Origin of the sequence: Rhodococcus sp. JG-3, from assembly GCF_000482405.1 — a bacterium.
Taxonomy (GTDB): domain Bacteria; phylum Actinomycetota; class Actinomycetes; order Mycobacteriales; family Mycobacteriaceae; genus Rhodococcoides; species Rhodococcoides fascians.
Map to the genome: position 1 here is coordinate 4150805 of NZ_KI519398.1, position 19113 is coordinate 4169917.

The following is a 19113-nucleotide window of genomic DNA, read 5'->3' on the forward strand; positions in this document are numbered from 1 at the left end:
GACCGAGTGCGTGTTATCGGACCCGCCGGATGCCGTCCGCGAAGTCGTCGAGAGCGGCAAGTATCTCCTCGGCCTGCCACACCCTGTTTCGTCGCCCCTTCGACGTCTGGTGCACAATTCCCACCTCGGTCAGCTTGTCGATTGCCCGCTGAGCCGCAATCTCGCTGACGGCGAAAGTGTTTCGTACGTAGGCGTTGTCGACGACCGGTTGCGCCACCAGCGCGTCGAGTAGTTTCCACACAACCGAGTCGCTGCGTGCGACGACGCGATCGGTGTACTCGGATCTGACGTCGGACAGCTCGTCTACCAATCGCCGCCCACCTTCGACGGCGTGGAACGTGGCAGCGGTGAGGCTTCGCACGATCGCCTCGACATCCCCGGCGCGGTAGGCATCCAGACTTCGGAAGTAGCCTGCGGTGTCCGTGAGGAGCCCAGCAGACAGTGGAACCGTCACTCGCTCCGTCACTTCTGCCCTCCGCAGCATCGCGTGGACTATGGCCCGGCCCGTTCGCCCGTTTCCGTCCGTGAACGGGTGAAGCGTTTCGAATTGCGCATGCGTGACGGCGATATGCGGGATGACGGGCAAGTCCGAACGAGCTGCGAACTCGAACAGGTCGGCAAGTGCACCCGGAAGCCGGTCGTGGTGCGGTGGAACGAAAGCGGCACGGTGCGGGCCTATGTCCGATCCCCCGATCCAGACTTGCTGAGTCCGCCATTGCCCCGGGAACGGATCGCCGTTGGACTCCATCAGCGATCGGTGCATCTGAAGCACGCTTGCTTCTCCGATCGATGATCCGACCTCGAGTGCTGCTTCCATCGCACGGACGTTTGCCGACACGATCGAGGCGTTCCGCGTTGTGGGCGCACCCAATTCGGCGAGTGCAAGCGCCCTGGCTCCCACGGTCAGATTCTCGATCTGAGAGGACGCCGAGCTTTCCGTCCGCAACAGAATCGAACTCATGGGTGCAAGTTCCACCGATGAACCGAGCCGCTCAGAGGCATAGTGGTCGAATCGAACGATCTCACGGAGGGCGTCCTCCGACTCCGCGATCAGCTGCGCAGGCAGGTTCAGCTCTACCTCTGCAATACGCGGCGGTACAGCTGCTCGATAGTCACCCTGATGCAGCCGCCTCTGGGCGCGCGACATGCACGAATCGGCGACACGCCACGGCCGGCTCTCGAACTCCACCGCAGGCCAGGATGCACCGGCCTCACCGTCTGCCATTATGTGACCATACCAAACCTTATTTGTATATGGTTTGGTATGGCCTGCTCAACCGTACGATCGGTGCGTTCGGACAATGTCGAGATGCAGGTCGACCTCGCCGACGGCAGCTACCTTTTACAGTCAGGCTCGAAATTGGCCATGTTGCAACCACTCCCCTGACTCAGTCCTTCGGAATACGGTATCGACTGCCGATGAACGCGAAGGCCGCATATCCCAGAATCACCACCACATAAAGCACAGTCGGCACCACGAACACCCACGCGCTCACCGACGCACCTGTAGTCGTGCCCGCAACGACGCAGATCCAGGCGAACAGCAGTGCGGAGGCGACTCCGATCCAGTCGAGGTCCTCGGAAATCTTGCGGTTCAGTTCGGACCGATTCTCGGGGGCAGTCCAGTACTCGTGCAGTCGTCGACTCGGCAGGTTCACCAGCTGGGCCGGGACCTTCGGCAGCCACCACCCGACGCTGACGAACAACCCGATCATGACGAACCCGGTACCACCCATCGTGAGGAGGAAAGAGAGCTTCGAGTCCATCCGATCCACCTGACCGGATCCGTCGAAATGAGCGGGTATCTCGTCGCCCGCGGTGACGGCGACCCACACGAGGCTACCGACGAAGACGAGACTGGACAGCAGTAAGGCAGCGCGCGAAAGCTTCATCCCAGTCAACATTAGCGCCTGCGGCAGTGGTGCGGTGCTGAGCCTCTGGGTCGCTCCGCAGGCTATGCTCCTGTGCCACAGACGGCACCTATCCGCACCACTGCCGGAGGCATCGATGCCCAACAACGAGTTCGGAGACTTTCAGACTCCGATCGAGTTGGCGCGCGCCTTGGTCAACGCCCTGCCTGGTCGCGACTGGACCCGCGTCCTCGAACCCACCTGCGGTGTCGGGAACTTCCTGTCGGTGATAGCCCAAAGTCACCCCGAAGCAGAGCGCGTCGGGATCGAGGTGCAGCCCGAGTATGCTTCGTCAGCAGCACAATTCGGCAGGATCATCACAGCGTCGATCTTCGACTTCGATCTGGCCCGAGAAATCGAGTGGAGTTCGGGGCCCGGCGCGACCCTCGTGATCGGCAATCCACCGTGGGTCACCAACTCGCAACTGTCGGTGCTCGATTCCGCCAATCGACCCGCACGCACGAACACGAAGAACGCTCGCGGCATCGACGCCATCACCGGCAGCTCCAACTTCGATATCGCAGAGTTCATTTGGATCAAGTTGCTCACCGAATTCGCAGATCGACCCGCAACCATCGCGATGATCTGCAAGACCCAGGTAGCTCGAAACGTTCTGCTGCACTGTGCTCGGCATCAGCTTCCGGTGACCGGTTCGAGCCTACGAATGGTCGATGCCAAAAAGTGGTTCGACGCAGGGGTCGATGCCTGCTGGTTCCTTGTCGAACTCGGGCCGGGCCAGACCGACTACACCGCAGAGACATTTCCGAGCATCGATGCGTCGCAGCCGGACAACAGAATCGGAGTCGTCGACGGCCAACTCGTCGCGAACGTCGATGCGTACCAGCGCAGCAAGCAATTCGACGGTGCCAGCCCTCTCACCTGGCGGCAAGGCATCAAGCACGACGCCACCGCGGTGATGGAGTTGGCCGAGAATGGCGGCCCGCGAACCAAACTGGGAACCGGCGTCGACATCGAAGCCGACTACCTGTTCCCACTCTTCAAGTGCACCGATGTCTACCGCGACAAGCTGGACTCGGTGTCCAGGTGGATGATCGTGCCGCAGTCGCATACCGGTGACGACACCGAGCAGTTGGCGCACACCGCACCGAAGTTGTGGGCATACCTCAACGCCAACGCCGCGACGCTCGACGGGCGGAAGTCGTCGATCTATCGCAACAGAGCCCGGTTCTGCATCTTCGGTGTAGGCCCGTACACGTTCGCGCCGTACAAGATTGCGATTTCCGGGTTCCACAAGGTTCCACAATTCAGGATGGTCGGTCCCTACGACGGCAAACCAGCGGTGTTCGACGATGCCACCTATCTGCTCCCTTTCGAGGACCCCGCAACCTGCTCCGTCGCCCACGCGTTACTGACCGGGCCCGAAGCTACCGATCTCATTGCTGCTCTGGCCTTCTGGGACAGCAAGCGGCCCGTGACGAAGAAGCTCTTGCAACGCATCGACCTCGCGGCGATCGCCCGGGCGACCGACCCCGTCGTACTCAGTGAGCGTTCCGCAGCGGCGGCAGCTGCGCACGGTCTAGTGTTCGAGGCAGCATCGCTCACTCGTGCGGTCGATCTCGCGAGGGGATTTCCACTGTGACTGCCGATCCGCCTCAACGAGTCACAGAAGTCGCGCCGACGCAGTGGAGGCGTCACAGATCGGTCTTGATCGTTTCGGTCAATCGGTCGAGGTAGTCGGCGTTGCGTTTGTAGTGCACCCACGGCCCGATTTTGGTGCTCGTCACCAGGTGGGCGCGTTGTAGCACCGCCATGTATTGCGAGGCAGTCGACTGCGAGACGCCGGCCCTCGACTGAATGTGTTTGAGGCACACCCCTATCTGTTCGGCCGGTTCGAGCTGCGGCGGAAAGTCGCTCGGGTCCTTGAGCCATTGCATGATCGCCAATCGCGCCGGGTTGCTGAGAGCACCGAACACTGCCGCAAGCTCCGCAGGATTCAGTTCGTCAGCCACCCTCGAAGCGTACTCCAATATCGCAATATCGCGATCTGTGGTCTACTTACTCGGACATCGCAATATCGCGATATTCAGATAAGGAGAAGCCGATGAAGACAGCAGTAGTCGTGGGGGCCAACGGCGTGATCGGCGGAAATCTGTTCGAACACCTGCAGCGGACCGGGGATTGGAACATCATCGGCCTGTCCCGCCGCGGCGGTATCGACAGCGAACGCGTCCGGCACATTGCAGTGGACCTGCTCGACGGCGACGAGACTCGACGCCGACTCTCGCACCTGACAGACGTCACGCACATCTTCTACGCCGCGTACCAGGAACGCCCCACGTGGGCCGAGCTGGTGCCTCCCAATCTGGCGATGCTCGTCAACGTGGTCACCGTGATCGAGGACAGTTCTCCGAACCTGGAACATGTCAGCCTGATGCAGGGTTACAAGGTGTACGGCGCGCATCTCGGACCGTTCAAAACCCCTGCGCGCGAAACCGATCCACCGCACATGCCGCCCGAGTTCAACATCGACCAACAACAGTTCCTCGAAAGCCGTCAGGTCGGAAAGAGGTGGTCCTGGTCGGCTATCCGGCCATCGGTGGTGTGCGGTGTAGCGCTGGGGAATCCGATGAATCTGGCCACCGTCATCGCTGTCTACGCCACCATGTGCAAGAAGCTGGGCGTGCCCATGCGATTCCCGGGCAAGCCCGGTGCTTTCGGATCTCTGCTGGAAATGACCGATGCATCGTTGCTCGCCGAAGCGACCGTGTGGGCCGCAACCACTCCCGCGTGCGCGAATCAGGCGTTCAACATCTCCAACGGAGACCTGTTCCGCTGGAACGACATGTGGCCGCGCATCGCGAACATCTTCGGGTTGGACACCGCCACCCCACTGCCCATGTCACTGGCCGACGTCATGGCCGACAAAGAGCCACTGTGGAATTCGATCGTTGCCGAGCACGAGCTGAAGCCCACTCCCTACCGCGATGTGTCGTCCTGGGCGTTCGGTGACTTCGTGTTCTCCTGGGACTACGACGTCATATCCGACGGCTCCAAGGCCCGCCGTATGGGTTTTCATCGTTTCGTGGACACCGAGGCGATGTTCGCCGGCATCGTCACAGATCTCCGGCGGCAACGAATCATTCCCTGAGCGAATCGGGCTCGGTGGTTCCGCACCCGGGAGCTGTGGAGGCATAGGCTTTTCGACGCACGCCCCCGACAAGGAGATCGCCATGTCAGTGAAGTCCGAATCGACGTCCACTCGGCACGTGATGCCCAAGAAGCAACTACTCGCAGTCAGTATCGGCAATGCCGTCGAGTGGTACGACTGGACGGTCTATGCGACATTCTCGATCTACTTCGCGACCCAGATCTTCTCCGGTGACAACCCGGCTGTGGCTCTGTTGAGCACCTTGGCGACGTACTCGGTGGCGTTCTTCTTCAGGCCGCTCGGGGGCTTGCTGATCGGACGTTTCTCCGATCTCAGAGGGCGACGTCAGGCAATGATCCTGACGATCGCGATGATGTCGGGTGGGTCGTTCGCGATCGCGGTCCTCCCCACGTTTTCCGTGGCAGGGTGGATCGCTCCGATTCTGCTGTTGCTGGCCCGGATCGTCCAGGGCATGTCGATGGGCGGTGAAGTCTCCAATGCGTCGGCCTACCTCGCCGAGATTGCCCCGAACGATCGGCGGGGGCGATACTCGTCCTTCTATTACATCTCCACCGGCACGGCCATTCTCCTTGCCTCACTACTGGGCGCGTATCTGACCTTCGTGCTCGACGACGACCAACTGAGCTCGTGGGGCTGGCGCGTACCGTTCGTCATCGGCGGGCTGCTCGGAGTAGTGGGACTCTGGATGCGACGCGGCATGGCCGAAGCCGACAACCAGGAACGCAACGCAGTGAAGGCGAAGGCCGTGCGAAACCCGTTGTGGATGACCATGAAGCACCATCCTCGTGCCGTCCTGCAAGTCGTGGGATTCGTTCTCCTCGCCACTCTCGCCTACTACACGTTCTTCTCCGCGATGACGCCCTACGCCGTCAAGCAGCGCGGAGCGGAGGCCAACGACGTGTTCGTGGCCTTGTCGATTGCGACAGCGATGTTCGTCGCGTTGCAGTACCCCATGGGCGCTCTCGCGGACCGCATCGGCCGCAAGCCGCAATTGCTCACCTACTGCACTGTTCGCGATTCTGATCATCCCGCTCTCCAAGCTGATCGGGCCGTCGTTCGTCAAACTGCTGATCGTCTTCTGCGTCGGCCTGCTGCTGTTCGCGATGTGCTCGGCCATCATTCCTGCCGTTCTGGCCGAAGCCTTCCCGGCAGAGCTTCGAGGCGTAGGTATCGGGGCCTGGTACAACCTCACGGTTGCGTTGTTCGGTGGCACCGCTCCCCTACTGGTCAATGCCTTGTCCGACGCAGGCCACGCCGACTGGTTCTTCTACTATCTCGCTGCAGCAGCTGTGATCTCGTTCTTGACGATGGTGTGGATGCCGGAGAAGCATGGCCAGGACCCGGACTGAATCTCGGCGACACTACGATCGGATGGCACACCGTCCGAGGCAGTAGGAGAGTCAATGCACCCGTTCGACGTAGCAGTCGCACTCGAGAGTGTCGGCGAAGGCACGTACGCCGGACGTACGTCGCCGTCGTACAACAACATGGTCGGCCCGTTCGGTGGCATCACCGCGGCCACGTTCATCCGGGCCATCGAGCTCCATCCCGACTGCCAGGGAACGCCGGTCTCGCTGACTGTGAATTTCGCCGGACCGGTTGCCGAGGGTGATTTCGAGATCTCCGCCCGCCCGGTGCGGACCAACCGAAGCAACCAGCACTGGTACCTCGAACTGACTCAGAACGGTGCGGTGGCGACGACCGCGACCGCGGTGTTCGGTTCGCGTCGTGAGACCTGGGACAACATCGAGGCGACGGTCCCTGACGTTCCCTCCCCCGCCGACACGAAGCAGGGCGGTCTTCCCGACGCCATCGCGTGGGCACAGAACTACGAGATGCGTCTCGTGCACGGCGCACTGAGCGATCAGGAGTCCGCTGACTCGACCGAAACTCTGTGGATCCGCGATACACCACCGCGGCCGATGGACTTCGCGGCCCTGACCTCGCTGAGCGATGTGTTCTATCCGCGGATCTTCCAGCGGCTCGGCAAGTACGTTCCGGCTGGGACGATCTCGTTGACTACCCATTACTTCGCTACGCCCGAGGATCTCGAGCAGCATTCCGACGGATACGTCCTCGGCACCGCGCGGGCACGCCGATTTCACCAGGGCTACTTCGACCAGACTGCCGAATTATGGACCGAGGGCGGGATTTTGCTGGCCACCAGTCACCAGATGGTCTACTACAAGGTGTGACTCACCGACGACTGTTCGAGCAGTCGTCGTACCGCGCCCCTGGCACCGTTGTCCTGCAGCGAACGCTTGGCTCGCTGGTACGCACCTCGTAGTCGCGGGCTAACCGAGAGGTCCCCGAACACTGCGCGATTGGTCAGGAATGCTCCGGGACTGTCGTGGTCTTCCCACGACAGTCGCTGCAGACGCTCCGCATCGACGTCGATCATGGGAACGTCCCCACGCTCGTACACCCCACACCATCCGGCGAGTATCAACGCGCAATGATCGACTGTCCGATCGTGCGCCAACCGATCTCGTAGTATCGGCAGCACGAACTTGGGAATCCGCGCGGAGGCGTCGACGATCTGACGTTCGAGGGTGTCTCGAACGGCCAGACTCGAAAATCGTTGCAGCAGTTGCTCGATGTAGGCATCCAGGTCGATCCCCGGCACCGGCGCGAGCGTCGGGGCAGCCTCCGCACGCATGTACGACGCGACGAATTCGCGCATGTCCGGATCCGCCATCACCTCGTGGACGTGGGTGTACCCGGCGAGGATGCCGAGGTAGCTCATGGCTTGGTGGGATCCATTGAGCAGCCGAAGTTTCATGTGCTCGTACGGTGCGACATCGGAGACGAGTTGCACTCCTACTTCGTCGAACGGTGGCCGCCCGAACGAGAAGGTGTCTTCGAGTACCCACTGCGAGAACGATTCCGACTGGACGGGCCACCGGTCGTCGATGCCGAAGTCACGTCGAGCATCCTCGATGACGGTCGACGTCGTTGCCGGCGTGATGCGGTCGACCATCGAATTGGGGAACGCGGTCGTGGCATCGATCCAGTCGGCCAAGTCGCTGTCGTGGTGGCGCGCGAAGGACGTCAGCGCGGTGCGAGTGACCGCTCCGTTGTGGACGATGTTGTCGCACGACATCACGGTGAACGGCGGGACTCCATGGAATCGACGGGTGGCGAGAGCCACGGTCAGAAAACCGAAGACGCTCTTCGGTATGGAGAGATCCTCGAGATCCGCCAGCACCGACGGGTCGGTGGGCTCGAACGCTCCCGTCAGATCGTCGACGCCGTAACCGCCTTCGGTGATGGTCAGGGACACGATCATCGTGGACGGTGAACTGAGCACATCGATGACGGCCTGCGGATCGTCGGGTGCGAAAATGAAATCGGCGACAGAGCCGACGATTCGGGCGTCACGTATGCCGTCGGGGTCGACGGTCACGAGTGTGTAGAGGTAGTCCTGGGCGTCGAGGACCTCTCCGATTCTCTTGTCCTGGGGCAGTACTCCCACCCCGCACAGCGCCCAGTCCAGGTGCCCGGCCGCGAGCAATCGGTCGAAGTAGACCGCCTGATGTGCGCGGTGAAACGCACCGACACCGAAATGAACGACACCGCAGTGCAGTTCGTCCGCGTCGTACTCGGGCCTCGCGACGGTCGCCGGTAGGTGTTCCAACGTGGTGCGACGAAGCTCGCTCATGACTTCGGTCCTCGAGTCGGCTGAAGATGAAACGGACGTGGTGAGCGGTGGCGCTCCCGGGCAGGTTCTGCCACCAGGAGCACCACCGCAGTTCAGGGGTGAATCAGCAGGACGACTTGTAGACGTACTGTGCGCCTTCGCCGTCGATGTTGTCGGCGGTGATGACGTGGAAACCGGTGGAGATCTCGGCGGTGACCGGCTTGTCGTCGATGGCCGCCATGGCCTGCTCGACGCCATCGGTGCCGATGGTGCCGGGCTGCTGAGCGATCAGTGCTTGCACCGTTCCCTCACGAAGCTGCTTGACCTGCGCCGGGCCCGCATCGAAGCCGACGATCTTGACCTGATCCTGCTTGCCCGCCTGCCGAACTCCGGTTGCGGTGCCCTCGGCCGCAAAGGTGTTGGCAGCGAAGATGCCGACGATGTCGGGGTCCTTGGCCAGTGCGGCCGAAACCAGACGGGCTGCTTCGGCCGGATCGTTGTGGCTGTACTGCACGCCCAGATAATCGAAGGCCGAGTTTGCTCCGACGGCTTCCTCGAAGCCTTCCACTCGGGCGTCGGCGGTGGAGACTCCCGGATCGGTGGAGATCACCAGTACCTTGCCGCCTGCCGGGCTGAGCCGCTCGATGGCGCTGAATGCCTCTGCGCCGCCGCCCTTGTTGTCGGACGAGATGGAGGAGACCGCGATGGACGGGTCTTCGAGAGTGGTGTCGACGAGGACGACCTTGATGCCGGCTTTGGAGGCTGCCTCGAGGGGTGCCTGCATGGCGGCGACGTCGGTGGGCGCAATGAGAATGGCCGACGGCCGTGATGCCACAACCGAATCCACGATCGGCTTCTGCAGCGTCGGGTCGAACTTCACCGGCCCCTGAGTGTCGACGGTGACGCCTGCCTCCTTGGCCGCGGCCTCGATTCCGCACTGCATGCTGATGTAGAACTCGTCGCCGCTGACGCCCTGGATGAAGGCGATCTTGCCGCTGCCGCCACCGCTTCCGGAGTCGGACGAACAACCCGCCAGGAACATGGCGGAGACCGAAGCGACACTCAGTGCAACGACGGCGGTGCGTGATGTGATCATGGTCGACTTTCTTGTAAGGGGTTGCGAGCGAGGGAGTTCAGGGCCGGTCCGAAGCTAGGGACTTCGAGACCAGAGTCTCTTGAGGGAGCTGGGCGATTGGCCTCGACTTGCGGCGTCGCGTCGACGTTGGTCGAAGTACACCGCGGCGATGAGAACCGCACCGACGGCGACCTGCTGCCAGAAGGGCTGTACTCCGACGATGACGAAGCCGTTCTGCAGTACGGCCGGAATGAACAATCCGACGACGGTGCCGAACATGGTGCCGATGCCGCCGAAGAGGCTCGTTCCACCGATGACCACTGCCGCAATGACATTGAGGTTGGTCTGGGACTGGCCGGCGATCGCGGTGGTGCCGTACTGGGACAGCGACAGTATGCCCGCCAACCCGGCGAGGGTGCCGGAGAGTGCGTAGATCTTGACCAGATGCATGTCCACCTTGATGCCGACGCGGCGAGCGGACTGCTCCTTGGACCCGACGGCGAAGGTGTAGAGGCCGAACTTGGTGCGGTGCAGAACGATTCCGAAGATGACGACCAGCACCAGGGCGATGCTCGAGATCAACGGGATGGTGGTGGCAGGCAGGTTTCCGTAGCCGATCGTGTCGACGAGAACCGGTGGTACGTCGCGGATGTCGACGCCGCCGGTGATGACCTGCGACAGACCGAGCGCCCCGCCCAGTGTGCCGAGTGTGACGATCAGCGGAGGCACTTTCGCCTTACCGATCAGAAATCCGTTCAGCAGGCCCCAGCACAGGCCGCATCCCAGCGCCACCACGATGCCGACGGCCGCCACTCCCCAGCCGTCGCCGCCGATCGCGGCCATCGTCTTCGCCGACACCACGCCGGAGAAGACGAGCACCGAGCCGACCGAGAGGTCGATGCCGCTGGTGACGATTACGAACGTCATGCCGATACCGAGAACGGCCAGGATGGAGACGTTCTGGATGATCTGCCGAATGTTGCCCCATTCGGGGAAGCTGCCGGGGGCCATGATCGAGAACACCAGGCAGATCGCGGCCAGCACGAGCACGATCTGAAAGACCTGAACTCGCGCCAGCTTTCCGAGCGATTCGACGAGATCGAACGTGTGCCGTGACGGCCTGTCGCCGGGAGGCAGCGGCTCGAGCGATGGGGAGATGGTCTGGTTGCTCATTGTGTTGCTCCGGTGGTTGCGCCGGTCATCGCACCGACGAGTTCTTCCATGGTCGTGTTCTTGGCGTCGAGGGTGGCCACGCGCTTGCCCATCCGCAGCACCTGGACACGGTCGGCTACTTCCATCACGTGCGGCATGGAGTGGCTGATGAACACCACGGCCACTCCCCTGTCCGCGACCCGACGGATGGTGTCGAGGACGTTGCGCGTCTGCACGACACCGAGGGCGGCGGTCGGTTCGTCGAGAAAGACGACGCCCTTGGCCCAGGCGACGGCACGCGCGATGGCGATGGCCTGTTGCTGGCCGCCGGACATCGATCCCACCGGGACGGTGAGGCTACGGACGGTGGCACCGAGTTCGTCGAGCGCATCCTGTGATTGCTTGCGCATCGTGGAGACGTCGAGGAAACCGAGGCGGCCGAGCGGCCCCTTGGCCGGCAGTTCGCGTCCGAGAAACATGTTCTGTTGCGCGTTGAGATGCGGAGCGAGCGCGAGATCCTGGAACACCGTTTCGATTCCGAGCTCTGCCGCCACCGTCGGACTGTCGAGATCGACTGCTGTGCCGTCGAACAGGATCTCTCCGGTGTCGACGGCCAGGCTGCCCGAAAGAGCCTTGACCATCGTGGACTTGCCTGCGCCGTTGTCGCCGATGAGGGCGACGACCTCACCCGGGTAGATGTCGAAGTCGGCGTCGTCGAGGGCGCGCACGTTTCCGAAGCTCCTCGACAATCCCCTCGCTTCGAGGATCGGTGTCGCAGCAGGTGCAACGGTGGCCATGGGTACTCCTCGGTCGAATGGAAACGTTCGGGTGTGGGACAGGACGCCCCCCGCCGACGCCGGTGCAGCACGGTTCGAGAACTGGGCCTGCGCGGCATGTCGAGCTCCCTGCGGGGCTCGCTGTGTTAACGAGTGTGACCCACACAACTCGCATTGTCACGTGTTTCGCGAAAATTCATGTCACCGGTGACATGGCCTGTCGGCCCGACAGTCATTCCGCCGCAGTACGAGGCCGATATCCGACCACGGAGTACCGTCTCTGAACTGGACAAATGGACGATCTACACCGTTTTCGCGACGGGAACGACGCGCTGCGGTACCGTCCATGACACCGATGACATACGCGTCCACTCCAGGACGGATGACACCGATGACATGACCACTCGGAACAGTGAAGGTAGACCCCCATGGCGAAGTTCGACGGCCGCAAGATCTTGGTGACAGGTGCCAGCGGAGGCATCGGCTCGGCAACCGTTCGACGATTGGTGGCCGACGGTGCCGACGTCGTCGCGGCGGGCCAATCCGTGGACGCGCTCGACAAGCTGGCCGACGAGACCGGGGCAACGCCCCTGGCGTTCGATCTGACGTCCGAGGACAGTGTTCGCGACGCCGTCGCGGGCCTCGAGCTGTACGGCGTCGTCAACTGCGCCGGATTCGGCGGCGAGATCGCCACGCCTCAGGACACCGACATCTCGATCTTCGACAAGGTCATCGCCATCAATGCGCGCGGCGCACTGTTGGTCATCAAGTACACCGTCCCCGCCATGATCGCCGCGGGCACCGGAGCCATCGTCAACGTCTCGAGCCAGGCCAGTCTCGTCGCTCTGACCGGACACATCTCCTACGGATCCTCGAAAGCAGCCTTGGACAACATCACTCGGGTCTCCGCACTCGAACTCGGCCGCCACGGCATCCGCGTGAACGGTGTGAACCCGACGGTCGTCATGACGGAGATGTCCGCGTTCTACTGGGGTCGCCCGGAGATCGAGGAGCCGTTCCTGGCGCAGATGCCGCTGGGACGCTGGGCCACCGAAGACGAGATTGCCGCGCCGATTGCCTTCTTGCTGAGCGATGATGCTTCCATGGTGACCGGAGTGTCGTTGCCGGTGGACGGCGGCTACACCAGTCGCTGACGGGACGAGGACGAGCAGACGGGGTAGATCATGACCACCATGCAAGACGTCGCGGCGCTGGCCAAGGTCAGTGCCAAGACCGTCTCACGGGTGTACAACAACGACCCGCACGTCGATCCCGATACTCGTGCCCGCGTTGCCGAAGCGCTCGAGTCGCTCAACTATGTGCCGAACACGATGGCGACCTCCTTTCGCAACGGCCAGACGGCGGCCATCGGTGTCGCCGTCCCGGATATCGACGACCCCTTCTTCTCCTCCATCGCACGCGCAGTGGAGGAACGGGCCCGCCAGGACGACATGGCAGTTCTCGTCACCAGCCTCGGTCACGACGGAGATCAGGAACAGGCTTTGGTGGAGTCGCTGCTGCGTAGACAGTTGAGCGGCTTGATCATCGCGCCGACGGGTGCGGACCACGCATATCTGGAGCGCTGGATCGACAAGACTCCGACGGTGTTCGTCGACCGCGCACCCGACGGCCTCAAAGCCGACAGCTTCGTCGACGACGATCACGGCGGGGCGGTACTGGCCACCGATCATCTCCTCGATCTGGGTCATACCCGCATCGCCGTGATCGGCGACAGTGCCGGGATCCCGACCAGCCGCAATCGCTTGGTCGGATATCGAGAGTCGTTGCAGGCACGGGGAATCGAGTTCGACGAGGCTCTCGTCGCTCTGGGTGTGCTGGACCGCGAGGACGCCCGTGTGGCACTGACCGACTTGACCGCACTCGACAGTCCCCCTACTGCACTGTTTCTGTCGAACGCGCGAGTGGCAATGGCCTGCGTACCTGTTCTACAGCAGATGAACTTGCTGCATCTGGCGTTCGTCGGATTCGGCGACTTTCCCCTCGCCGATGCAGTGATGCCACCGGTGACGGTGATCGATCAGAACCCGGCTCGACTCGGCCATCTGGCCATCGAACGACTGCTGGGTCGAATCGAAAATCCCGGGCGCCGTTACAAACGGCGCAACATCCTCGGCGTCGAGCTGATCGAGCGCGAATCCTGCACTCCCGGAACCACTCACACCATCAGCTGAGCCCGAGTTCTCGGGCAACGAGATCGGCTTGCTGCGCGGTCGTCAGTTCGGCGTCGACGCGTAGGTGCGGAATGCGCGGCGTCCGAGCGGGCGGATCCACCGGCCGGTGGGCATCGCGATCCGCCCCACGAGCGGCCCGGCGTCGCGCCAGGAGTTCCGGCGATCCGTCGACGTGGATCACCTTCGTTGCAGCAGGGGACAATTCGTTCACCAGTAGCGTCCATTCGGGCGCACCGGTCAACTCGCGGGTGAAGGGCGCAACGAGGACGGGCCGCTGACCGAGTTGTACGAGATCCCGGGCAGCGGCGCGCACCACGGCGTAACGCCCGGCGCGAATCCGCTCCGAATGTGGACCGGCACTGTTCCAGTGCGGGCCTTCGATCAGCGAATCCAGTTCGTCCAGTAGCGGATTGGTGAGGGTGTCCAGGTCGAGCAGAGCAGTACCGAGACGGCGCGCCAGCTCCCTACCCAGCGTCGTTTTGCCACTGCCCGCCGCGCCGGCAACCACCAGGACCGGCAGGGATTCCCGTTCGATTCCGAGAACGTCTTGACAGACATGAGGCATAGCGGGAATCATACAAGACAACGTTGTCTCGCATACGTGCTACAGCGACACACTTCCTCCGATCGAGAGTTCACGTGACCGAGCGCGCCAGCATCAAAGACGTCGCCGCACTGGCAGGCGTCAGCTTCAAGACCGTCTCACGCGTCGTCAACGGCGTGGATACGGTCCTGCCGGAGCTGCGCGAGCGGGTCGAGGCTGCGGTGCAGACACTGAACTACGTTCCGAACTCCGCCGCCAGGTCCCTGAAATCGGGGTCGGGCAACACCATCGGGATCGTCGTCGACTCCATCGACGATGTCTTCTTCGCATCACTGGTCAGTGCCGTCGAAGATCGCGCACTCGAACACGGGCTCGCCGTCATCGTCGGCAGCACCGGCTTCGATGCCCAGCGAGAACGGGATCAGCTGGCCCTTCTGGCCGGACAACACGTGCGGGGCATCATCCTCGCGCCGGTCGGCGACCACAGCGACTTCCTCGTACCTCGGCGTCGCACACTGCCCACGGTCACCATCGACCGCTCGATCGCCGGTTTCGATTCTGTCATCGTGGACGATTACGGTGCCGCCAAGCGAGCCGTCGAGAAGTTGGTGGCAGGCGGGCACACGCGAATCGCCTTGCTCGGCTTCGACGATCGCCTGCAAACCGCGCAGTTGCGCAGGCAGGCGTACCTCGACGTTCTCGCCGATCTCGGCCAAGAGCCGGAGGCCGCGCTCGCCCCTCCGGTATCCCACGCCGCAGATTCGGTGCGACCGGTGGTGAAGACGCTACTGGCGCAGCGCAATCCACCGACTGCGTTCTTCGTCGCCAACGCTCGACACGCGACCGCCGTGGTGTCGGTTCTGCACGAGATCGGGCGCACCGACGTAGCCATGGTGTCGTTCGGCAATTTCTCGCTCGCCGACGCCGTCAGCCCGTCAGTGACCTGCATCGACCAAGACCCTTATCGCATCGGCACCCTCGCATTCGACCGCCTGGTGCAGCGGTTCGACGATCCCTATCTCGAACCCGAACAGCAGATTGCGCCGACCACTCTCGTCGAACGACTTTCACATGCACTCCCCCTACCCGTAGAGAAATGAGAACTACTCCGTGAACCCCAGACTTGTTGCGGGACTGGACCTCGGGAGCACCGGCGTCAAAGTACTCGTCACCGACGATGCAGGCACCGAGCTGCTCATCGAGCAGAGTCCCACACCGTGGCGGCACGGACCGGGCGGAACCACCGACCTGGCCGCCGAGGATCTGTTGTCCACCATCGGGCACCTACTTCATGAGGTCGCTCGCCGACTGCCCGAGGCAACCGGCGACCCGGCCGCCCGCATCGACGCCATCGCGGTGTCCGGCATGGGTGAGACGGGCTTTCTTCTCGATGAAGACAACGTTGTCCGGGCACCGGCCTTCGCGTGGTTCGATCCGCGTGGTCAGCAGCAGGTCGACAACCTGCCGGCCGAATTGCGCGATCAATTCGCCGGCAAGACCGGACTTCCCGTCGGCGTTCAGGTCTCCGTCGTCAAGATTGCTCATTTACGTGACAACGGACTGAGCCTCGACGGGCTGCGATGGTTCAACCTGCCGGAGTTCGTCGTCCTGTCCCTCGGCGGTCGTGCCGTGGCCGATTACTCACTGAGTTCGCGCACCGGGCTACTCGATCAGGACAGCGGCGAACCCTGGTCGGAGATGCTGGCGCACTTGGGTGTCGGAACCGACTTCATACCGCCGCTGGTCGACGCCGGAACCGATCTCGGAACTGCCGACACACCAACACTTCCCGAGTCCATCGCCGGAGCTCGTCTGACTGTGGCCGGTCACGATCATCTCGTGTCCGCGGTGTCCGGCGGAGCGATCCCGCCCGACCGTTACCACGTGTCGATGGGCACTGCCGAGGTGCTGCTGCGGGTACTCGACACCCCACTGACCACCGACGCACGGAGCAGGCTGGCCGAACACCTCATCAACTCGGTGCGCCACGTGGTTCCGGGCCAACATGTGCTCGTCGCGGGAGTGAAGACCGGCTTGCTGATGCGACGGGCGTTGCAGCTGTGCGACATCAGCGATCGCGCCGGTCGCGACCTACTGGACCAGCGAGTGTGCGCCCTGCCTGCAGGCGGACCGTTCACCGACGGCGGTATCGACATCGCCGGTGCCCGCAACGACGACGGCGTGCTGTCCATCACGGTCCGTACAGACGGGATCGATTCGGCCGAGCTGTTCCGCTCGATTCTGTTGCACGGCAACAACGAAGTGGCTCGCCTTATCGAGGCACTCGACGCCGAGGTGCCGCCCGCCAGGACGACATTGCTCACCGGCGGCTGGGCCGGCATGGCCAGCGTACGAGATGCCCGGGCTCAGGTGCTGCCCGATGTCTCGGTCTCGACCAGATCCCAGGACACTGCCTACGGCGCAGCACTGTTCGCGGCCCGACTACTGACGCTCATAGAAATCTGAGTCCACATTTCTGCAGTGAGACAACGTTGTCTCTGCTGCTCTCGACCCCAACACCCCACCAGGAGAAGAAGATGAACGAACTCACCACCCTCGAACGTCGCGGAATGGCTGCTATCTCCACCGAAGGCGGCAACATGCTCATCGTCGCTGGCGATCAGCGCAACGGCATGAAGGCCGTCATGAAGGACGCCGTCGACGGGCCGGGCTCGATCACCGTCGAGCAGCTCGCCGAGGCCAAGGCCGATCTTGTTCGCTACCTCGGGAACCACGCGCCGGCGATCCTGCTGGACCCGGAGGTGGCACTGCCGAAGATCGTCGACGACGGTGTGCTCTCGCGGGGCACCGCTTTGGTGGTCGGCATGGATGCGTCGGGCTTCGAGGAGACCGACGGTCTGCGCTACACCCGCTTCGTCGACGGCGTGACCCCGCGCGTCGTGCGTGATCTCGGCGGCGACGTCGCCAAGATGCTGTTCTACATGCGTCCCGAGCAGCAGGGCGTCGATTCCCGTGTTGCCGAGGAGATCCGCGACCTCGTCAAGGCTTGCTCCGCCGAGGGCCTGCTGCTCATCGTCGAGATCTTGACCTACCAGCTCGAGGGCGAGTCGGACGAGGATTACAAGGCCGGCTTCGGCAAGATCATCGCCGATTCCGCGCGCATTTCGGTCGAGTGCGGCGCCAAGGTGCTCAAGCTCCCCTACCCCGGTTCCGCCGAGGCCTGCGCTGCCGTTACCGAAGCGGCACAGGGTGTTCCGTGGGCTGTGCTGTCGGCGGGCGTCGATCACGAGACGTTCATCGAGCAGGTCCGCATCGCCGTCGCCAACGGTGCACGTGGAGCGATGGCAGGCCGGTCACTGTGGAAGGACAGCATGGCTGTCTCTGCCGAGACCCGCGAGGATCTGCTCACCAACCGCGCACTCCCCCGGCTGCGTGAGCTGAACGAGGCCGTCGACGCCTGATCCGCGTCTTTCGACCGGGCCCGTGGGCGAACACGGGCTCGGTCGACGCCGTCTGGGTAGCGTGAACCCATGACGGAAGACTCGAAGCACATCGATATCGTTGCCGCGCCCGGAGTGTTCGCCGACCTGCAGACCGCGCAAGAGCTGGTCGCGAGGGCGCTGTCCGCCCGCGGTCTGTCGGGCGGAATTGTCGACGCTGCAACCGGTTCCGATGAGGTTGTCGTCGTTCCCGGCGATGGAGCGCAGGTCGATACGTCGTTGTACAGCAGCGTCGTTCGCGTCGACTTCGGTCAGTGCGCGCCGGATCGGTCCGAGGGGATTCGCGCCCATATCCGGGGCCGCGGTCTCGACGGTCTCCGGTTCGCGATCGACAGTGTCTACTATCACCGCTTCCACCCCGGCACGATCGTGACGTACGGAGATCACCCCGAGCAACGCGTCGAACTGCGGGTGCCCGAAGGCGATGGCCCGTTCCCCGTCGCCGTGTTGATTCACGGCGGGTACTGGCGTTCGCGGTGGGAATTCGACCTGATGGATGCGATGGCGGTCGATCTGACCGCACGCGGCTACGCCACCTGGAATGTCGAATATCGCCGACCCGACGAACACGGGTGGGATGCGACGACCGAAGATGTCGCGGCTGCTCTCGCCGCGCTGGAGACGGCACCCGCCTCGCTGGATCTGCCTCGAATCGTCCTGATGGGTCATTCCGCGGGAGGTCAACTCGCCCTGCGGCTTGCGGCCGATTCCGTCGGCAAACCTGTGGCCCCTGCCCTGGCGTTGAGTCTGGCCGGGGTGCTCGACCTGAAAGTCGGCGACGAGCGGTGGCTCGGGGAGGGTGCGGTATCGAACGCGATCGGTGCCCGTTATGCGGAGGCGCGACGCATCTACGAGGAGTCGTCACCGATGTCTCGGCTGCCCCTCGGCGTTCCACAGCTGGTGGTGTCCGCAGTGGGCGACGATCCCAATCTCCTCGAGATCAGCCGCGCGTACTACGCCGCCGCATCCGCGGCTTCCGATTCCGTTGCTTCGGTCGAAGGACCGGGCGGGCACTTCGCCGTCGTCGATCCCACGTCAGAGATCTGGGTCGACATCGTTGCGGCGGTAGACGCGGCCCTCCGCCCAGCCTGAGGACCTTGACCAATACGTACGAGTCACTGGTTCGCAGTGCACGCAAAGGCGAGGGCCTGTTCAGGTGTCGATTCACGTCGTATCGACACCACACAGGCGGTCGACCACCGATCAACCCGTCTGCGTCACCCTCGGTTCAGC

Annotated in this window: 18 protein-coding genes; 10 read left to right on the forward strand and 8 right to left on the reverse strand. The window is 63.3% G+C overall.

What is annotated here, in order from left to right:
* Positions 1 to 13: 13 nt before the first annotated feature.
* Entirely contained in the window at positions 14 to 1225 is a 1212-nt protein-coding gene (locus K414_RS0120935) for a Fic family protein (protein ID WP_027497719.1), read from the reverse strand.
* A 163-nt stretch (positions 1226 to 1388) separates the two neighbouring features.
* Positions 1389 to 1892 (reverse strand): DUF1648 domain-containing protein, encoded by a 504-nt coding sequence (locus tag K414_RS0120940; protein WP_051365205.1) that lies wholly within the window; start codon positions 1890 to 1892, stop codon positions 1389 to 1391.
* 115 nt (positions 1893 to 2007) lie between these two features.
* Between K414_RS0120940 and K414_RS0120945 the strand changes: the two genes are divergently transcribed.
* On the forward strand, positions 2008 to 3510 hold the full coding sequence (locus tag K414_RS0120945) for an SAM-dependent methyltransferase (RefSeq protein ID WP_027497721.1): 1503 nt from the start codon (positions 2008 to 2010) through the stop codon (positions 3508 to 3510).
* 52 nt (positions 3511 to 3562) lie between these two features.
* Here the strand turns inward: K414_RS0120945 and K414_RS0120950 are convergent, their stop codons facing one another.
* A complete protein-coding gene (locus K414_RS0120950; RefSeq protein WP_051365206.1) occupies positions 3563 to 3880 on the reverse strand; it encodes a helix-turn-helix transcriptional regulator in 318 nt (105 codons plus the stop codon).
* 92 nt (positions 3881 to 3972) lie between these two features.
* On the opposite strand from K414_RS0120950, the gene K414_RS0120955 reads away from it, so the two are divergent.
* From K414_RS0120955 to K414_RS0120975, 3 genes are all read left to right on the forward strand, one after another.
* On the forward strand, positions 3973 to 5019 hold the full coding sequence (locus K414_RS0120955) for an SDR family oxidoreductase (RefSeq protein WP_027497723.1): 1047 nt from the start codon (positions 3973 to 3975) through the stop codon (positions 5017 to 5019).
* Positions 5020 to 5957: 938 nt separating this feature from the next.
* Complete coding sequence (locus K414_RS29465; protein ID WP_027497725.1) at positions 5958 to 6389, forward strand: hypothetical protein; 432 nt, start codon at positions 5958 to 5960, stop codon at positions 6387 to 6389.
* 54 nt (positions 6390 to 6443) lie between these two features.
* Complete coding sequence (locus tag K414_RS0120975) at positions 6444 to 7235, forward strand: thioesterase family protein (protein ID WP_027497726.1); 792 nt, start codon at positions 6444 to 6446, stop codon at positions 7233 to 7235.
* Here the strand turns inward: K414_RS0120975 and K414_RS0120980 are convergent.
* The 4 genes from K414_RS0120980 to K414_RS0120995 form a co-directional block, all read right to left on the reverse strand.
* Positions 7223 to 8701, reverse strand: coding sequence for a mannitol dehydrogenase family protein (locus K414_RS0120980; RefSeq protein ID WP_027497727.1), 1479 nt, complete (start codon positions 8699 to 8701; stop codon positions 7223 to 7225). The two genes, K414_RS0120975 and K414_RS0120980, sit on opposite strands and share 13 nt — an antisense overlap.
* A 103-nt stretch (positions 8702 to 8804) precedes the next feature.
* A complete protein-coding gene (locus K414_RS0120985; RefSeq protein WP_037219444.1) occupies positions 8805 to 9776 on the reverse strand; it encodes an ABC transporter substrate-binding protein in 972 nt (323 codons plus the stop codon).
* Between the two features lie 54 nt (positions 9777 to 9830).
* A complete protein-coding gene (locus K414_RS0120990; protein ID WP_032364378.1) occupies positions 9831 to 10928 on the reverse strand; it encodes an ABC transporter permease in 1098 nt (365 codons plus the stop codon).
* Positions 10925 to 11704 carry an ATP-binding cassette domain-containing protein gene (locus K414_RS0120995; protein WP_027497730.1) on the reverse strand — a complete coding sequence of 260 codons (780 nt, stop codon included), beginning with the start codon at positions 11702 to 11704 and terminating at the stop codon, positions 10925 to 10927. The genes K414_RS0120990 and K414_RS0120995 overlap by 4 nt, the downstream gene beginning before the upstream one ends.
* 407 nt (positions 11705 to 12111) lie before the next feature.
* On the opposite strand from K414_RS0120995, the gene K414_RS0121000 reads away from it, so the two are divergent.
* Both K414_RS0121000 and K414_RS0121005 read left to right on the forward strand, forming a co-directional pair.
* Positions 12112 to 12837: an SDR family oxidoreductase gene (locus tag K414_RS0121000; RefSeq protein WP_027497731.1), complete on the forward strand. Its 726-nt coding sequence runs from the start codon at positions 12112 to 12114 to the stop codon at positions 12835 to 12837.
* Between the two features lie 30 nt (positions 12838 to 12867).
* The gene (locus tag K414_RS0121005) at positions 12868 to 13875 is read left to right on the forward strand and encodes a LacI family DNA-binding transcriptional regulator (protein WP_027497732.1); all 1008 of its coding nucleotides are present in this window, start codon (positions 12868 to 12870) and stop codon (positions 13873 to 13875) included.
* On the opposite strand, the gene K414_RS28325 is transcribed toward K414_RS0121005, so the two are convergent.
* The gene (locus K414_RS28325; RefSeq protein ID WP_051365207.1) at positions 13868 to 14440 is read right to left on the reverse strand and encodes an AAA family ATPase; all 573 of its coding nucleotides are present in this window, start codon (positions 14438 to 14440) and stop codon (positions 13868 to 13870) included. The genes K414_RS0121005 and K414_RS28325 overlap by 8 nt on opposite strands.
* 74 nt (positions 14441 to 14514) lie before the next feature.
* Here K414_RS28325 and K414_RS27560 point away from each other — a divergent pair, with 74 nt between their 5' ends.
* From K414_RS27560 to K414_RS0121030, 4 genes are all read left to right on the forward strand, one after another.
* A complete protein-coding gene (locus tag K414_RS27560; RefSeq protein WP_037219450.1) occupies positions 14515 to 15519 on the forward strand; it encodes a LacI family DNA-binding transcriptional regulator in 1005 nt (334 codons plus the stop codon).
* Between the two features lie 10 nt (positions 15520 to 15529).
* Positions 15530 to 16885: an FGGY family carbohydrate kinase gene (locus K414_RS0121020; protein ID WP_027497734.1), complete on the forward strand. Its 1356-nt coding sequence runs from the start codon at positions 15530 to 15532 to the stop codon at positions 16883 to 16885.
* 71 nt (positions 16886 to 16956) lie between these two features.
* Complete coding sequence (locus K414_RS0121025; protein WP_027497735.1) at positions 16957 to 17841, forward strand: tagatose-bisphosphate aldolase; 885 nt, start codon at positions 16957 to 16959, stop codon at positions 17839 to 17841.
* Between the two features lie 69 nt (positions 17842 to 17910).
* Positions 17911 to 18972: an alpha/beta hydrolase gene (locus K414_RS0121030; protein WP_027497736.1), complete on the forward strand. Its 1062-nt coding sequence runs from the start codon at positions 17911 to 17913 to the stop codon at positions 18970 to 18972.
* Positions 18973 to 19113: the final 141 nt, after the last annotated feature.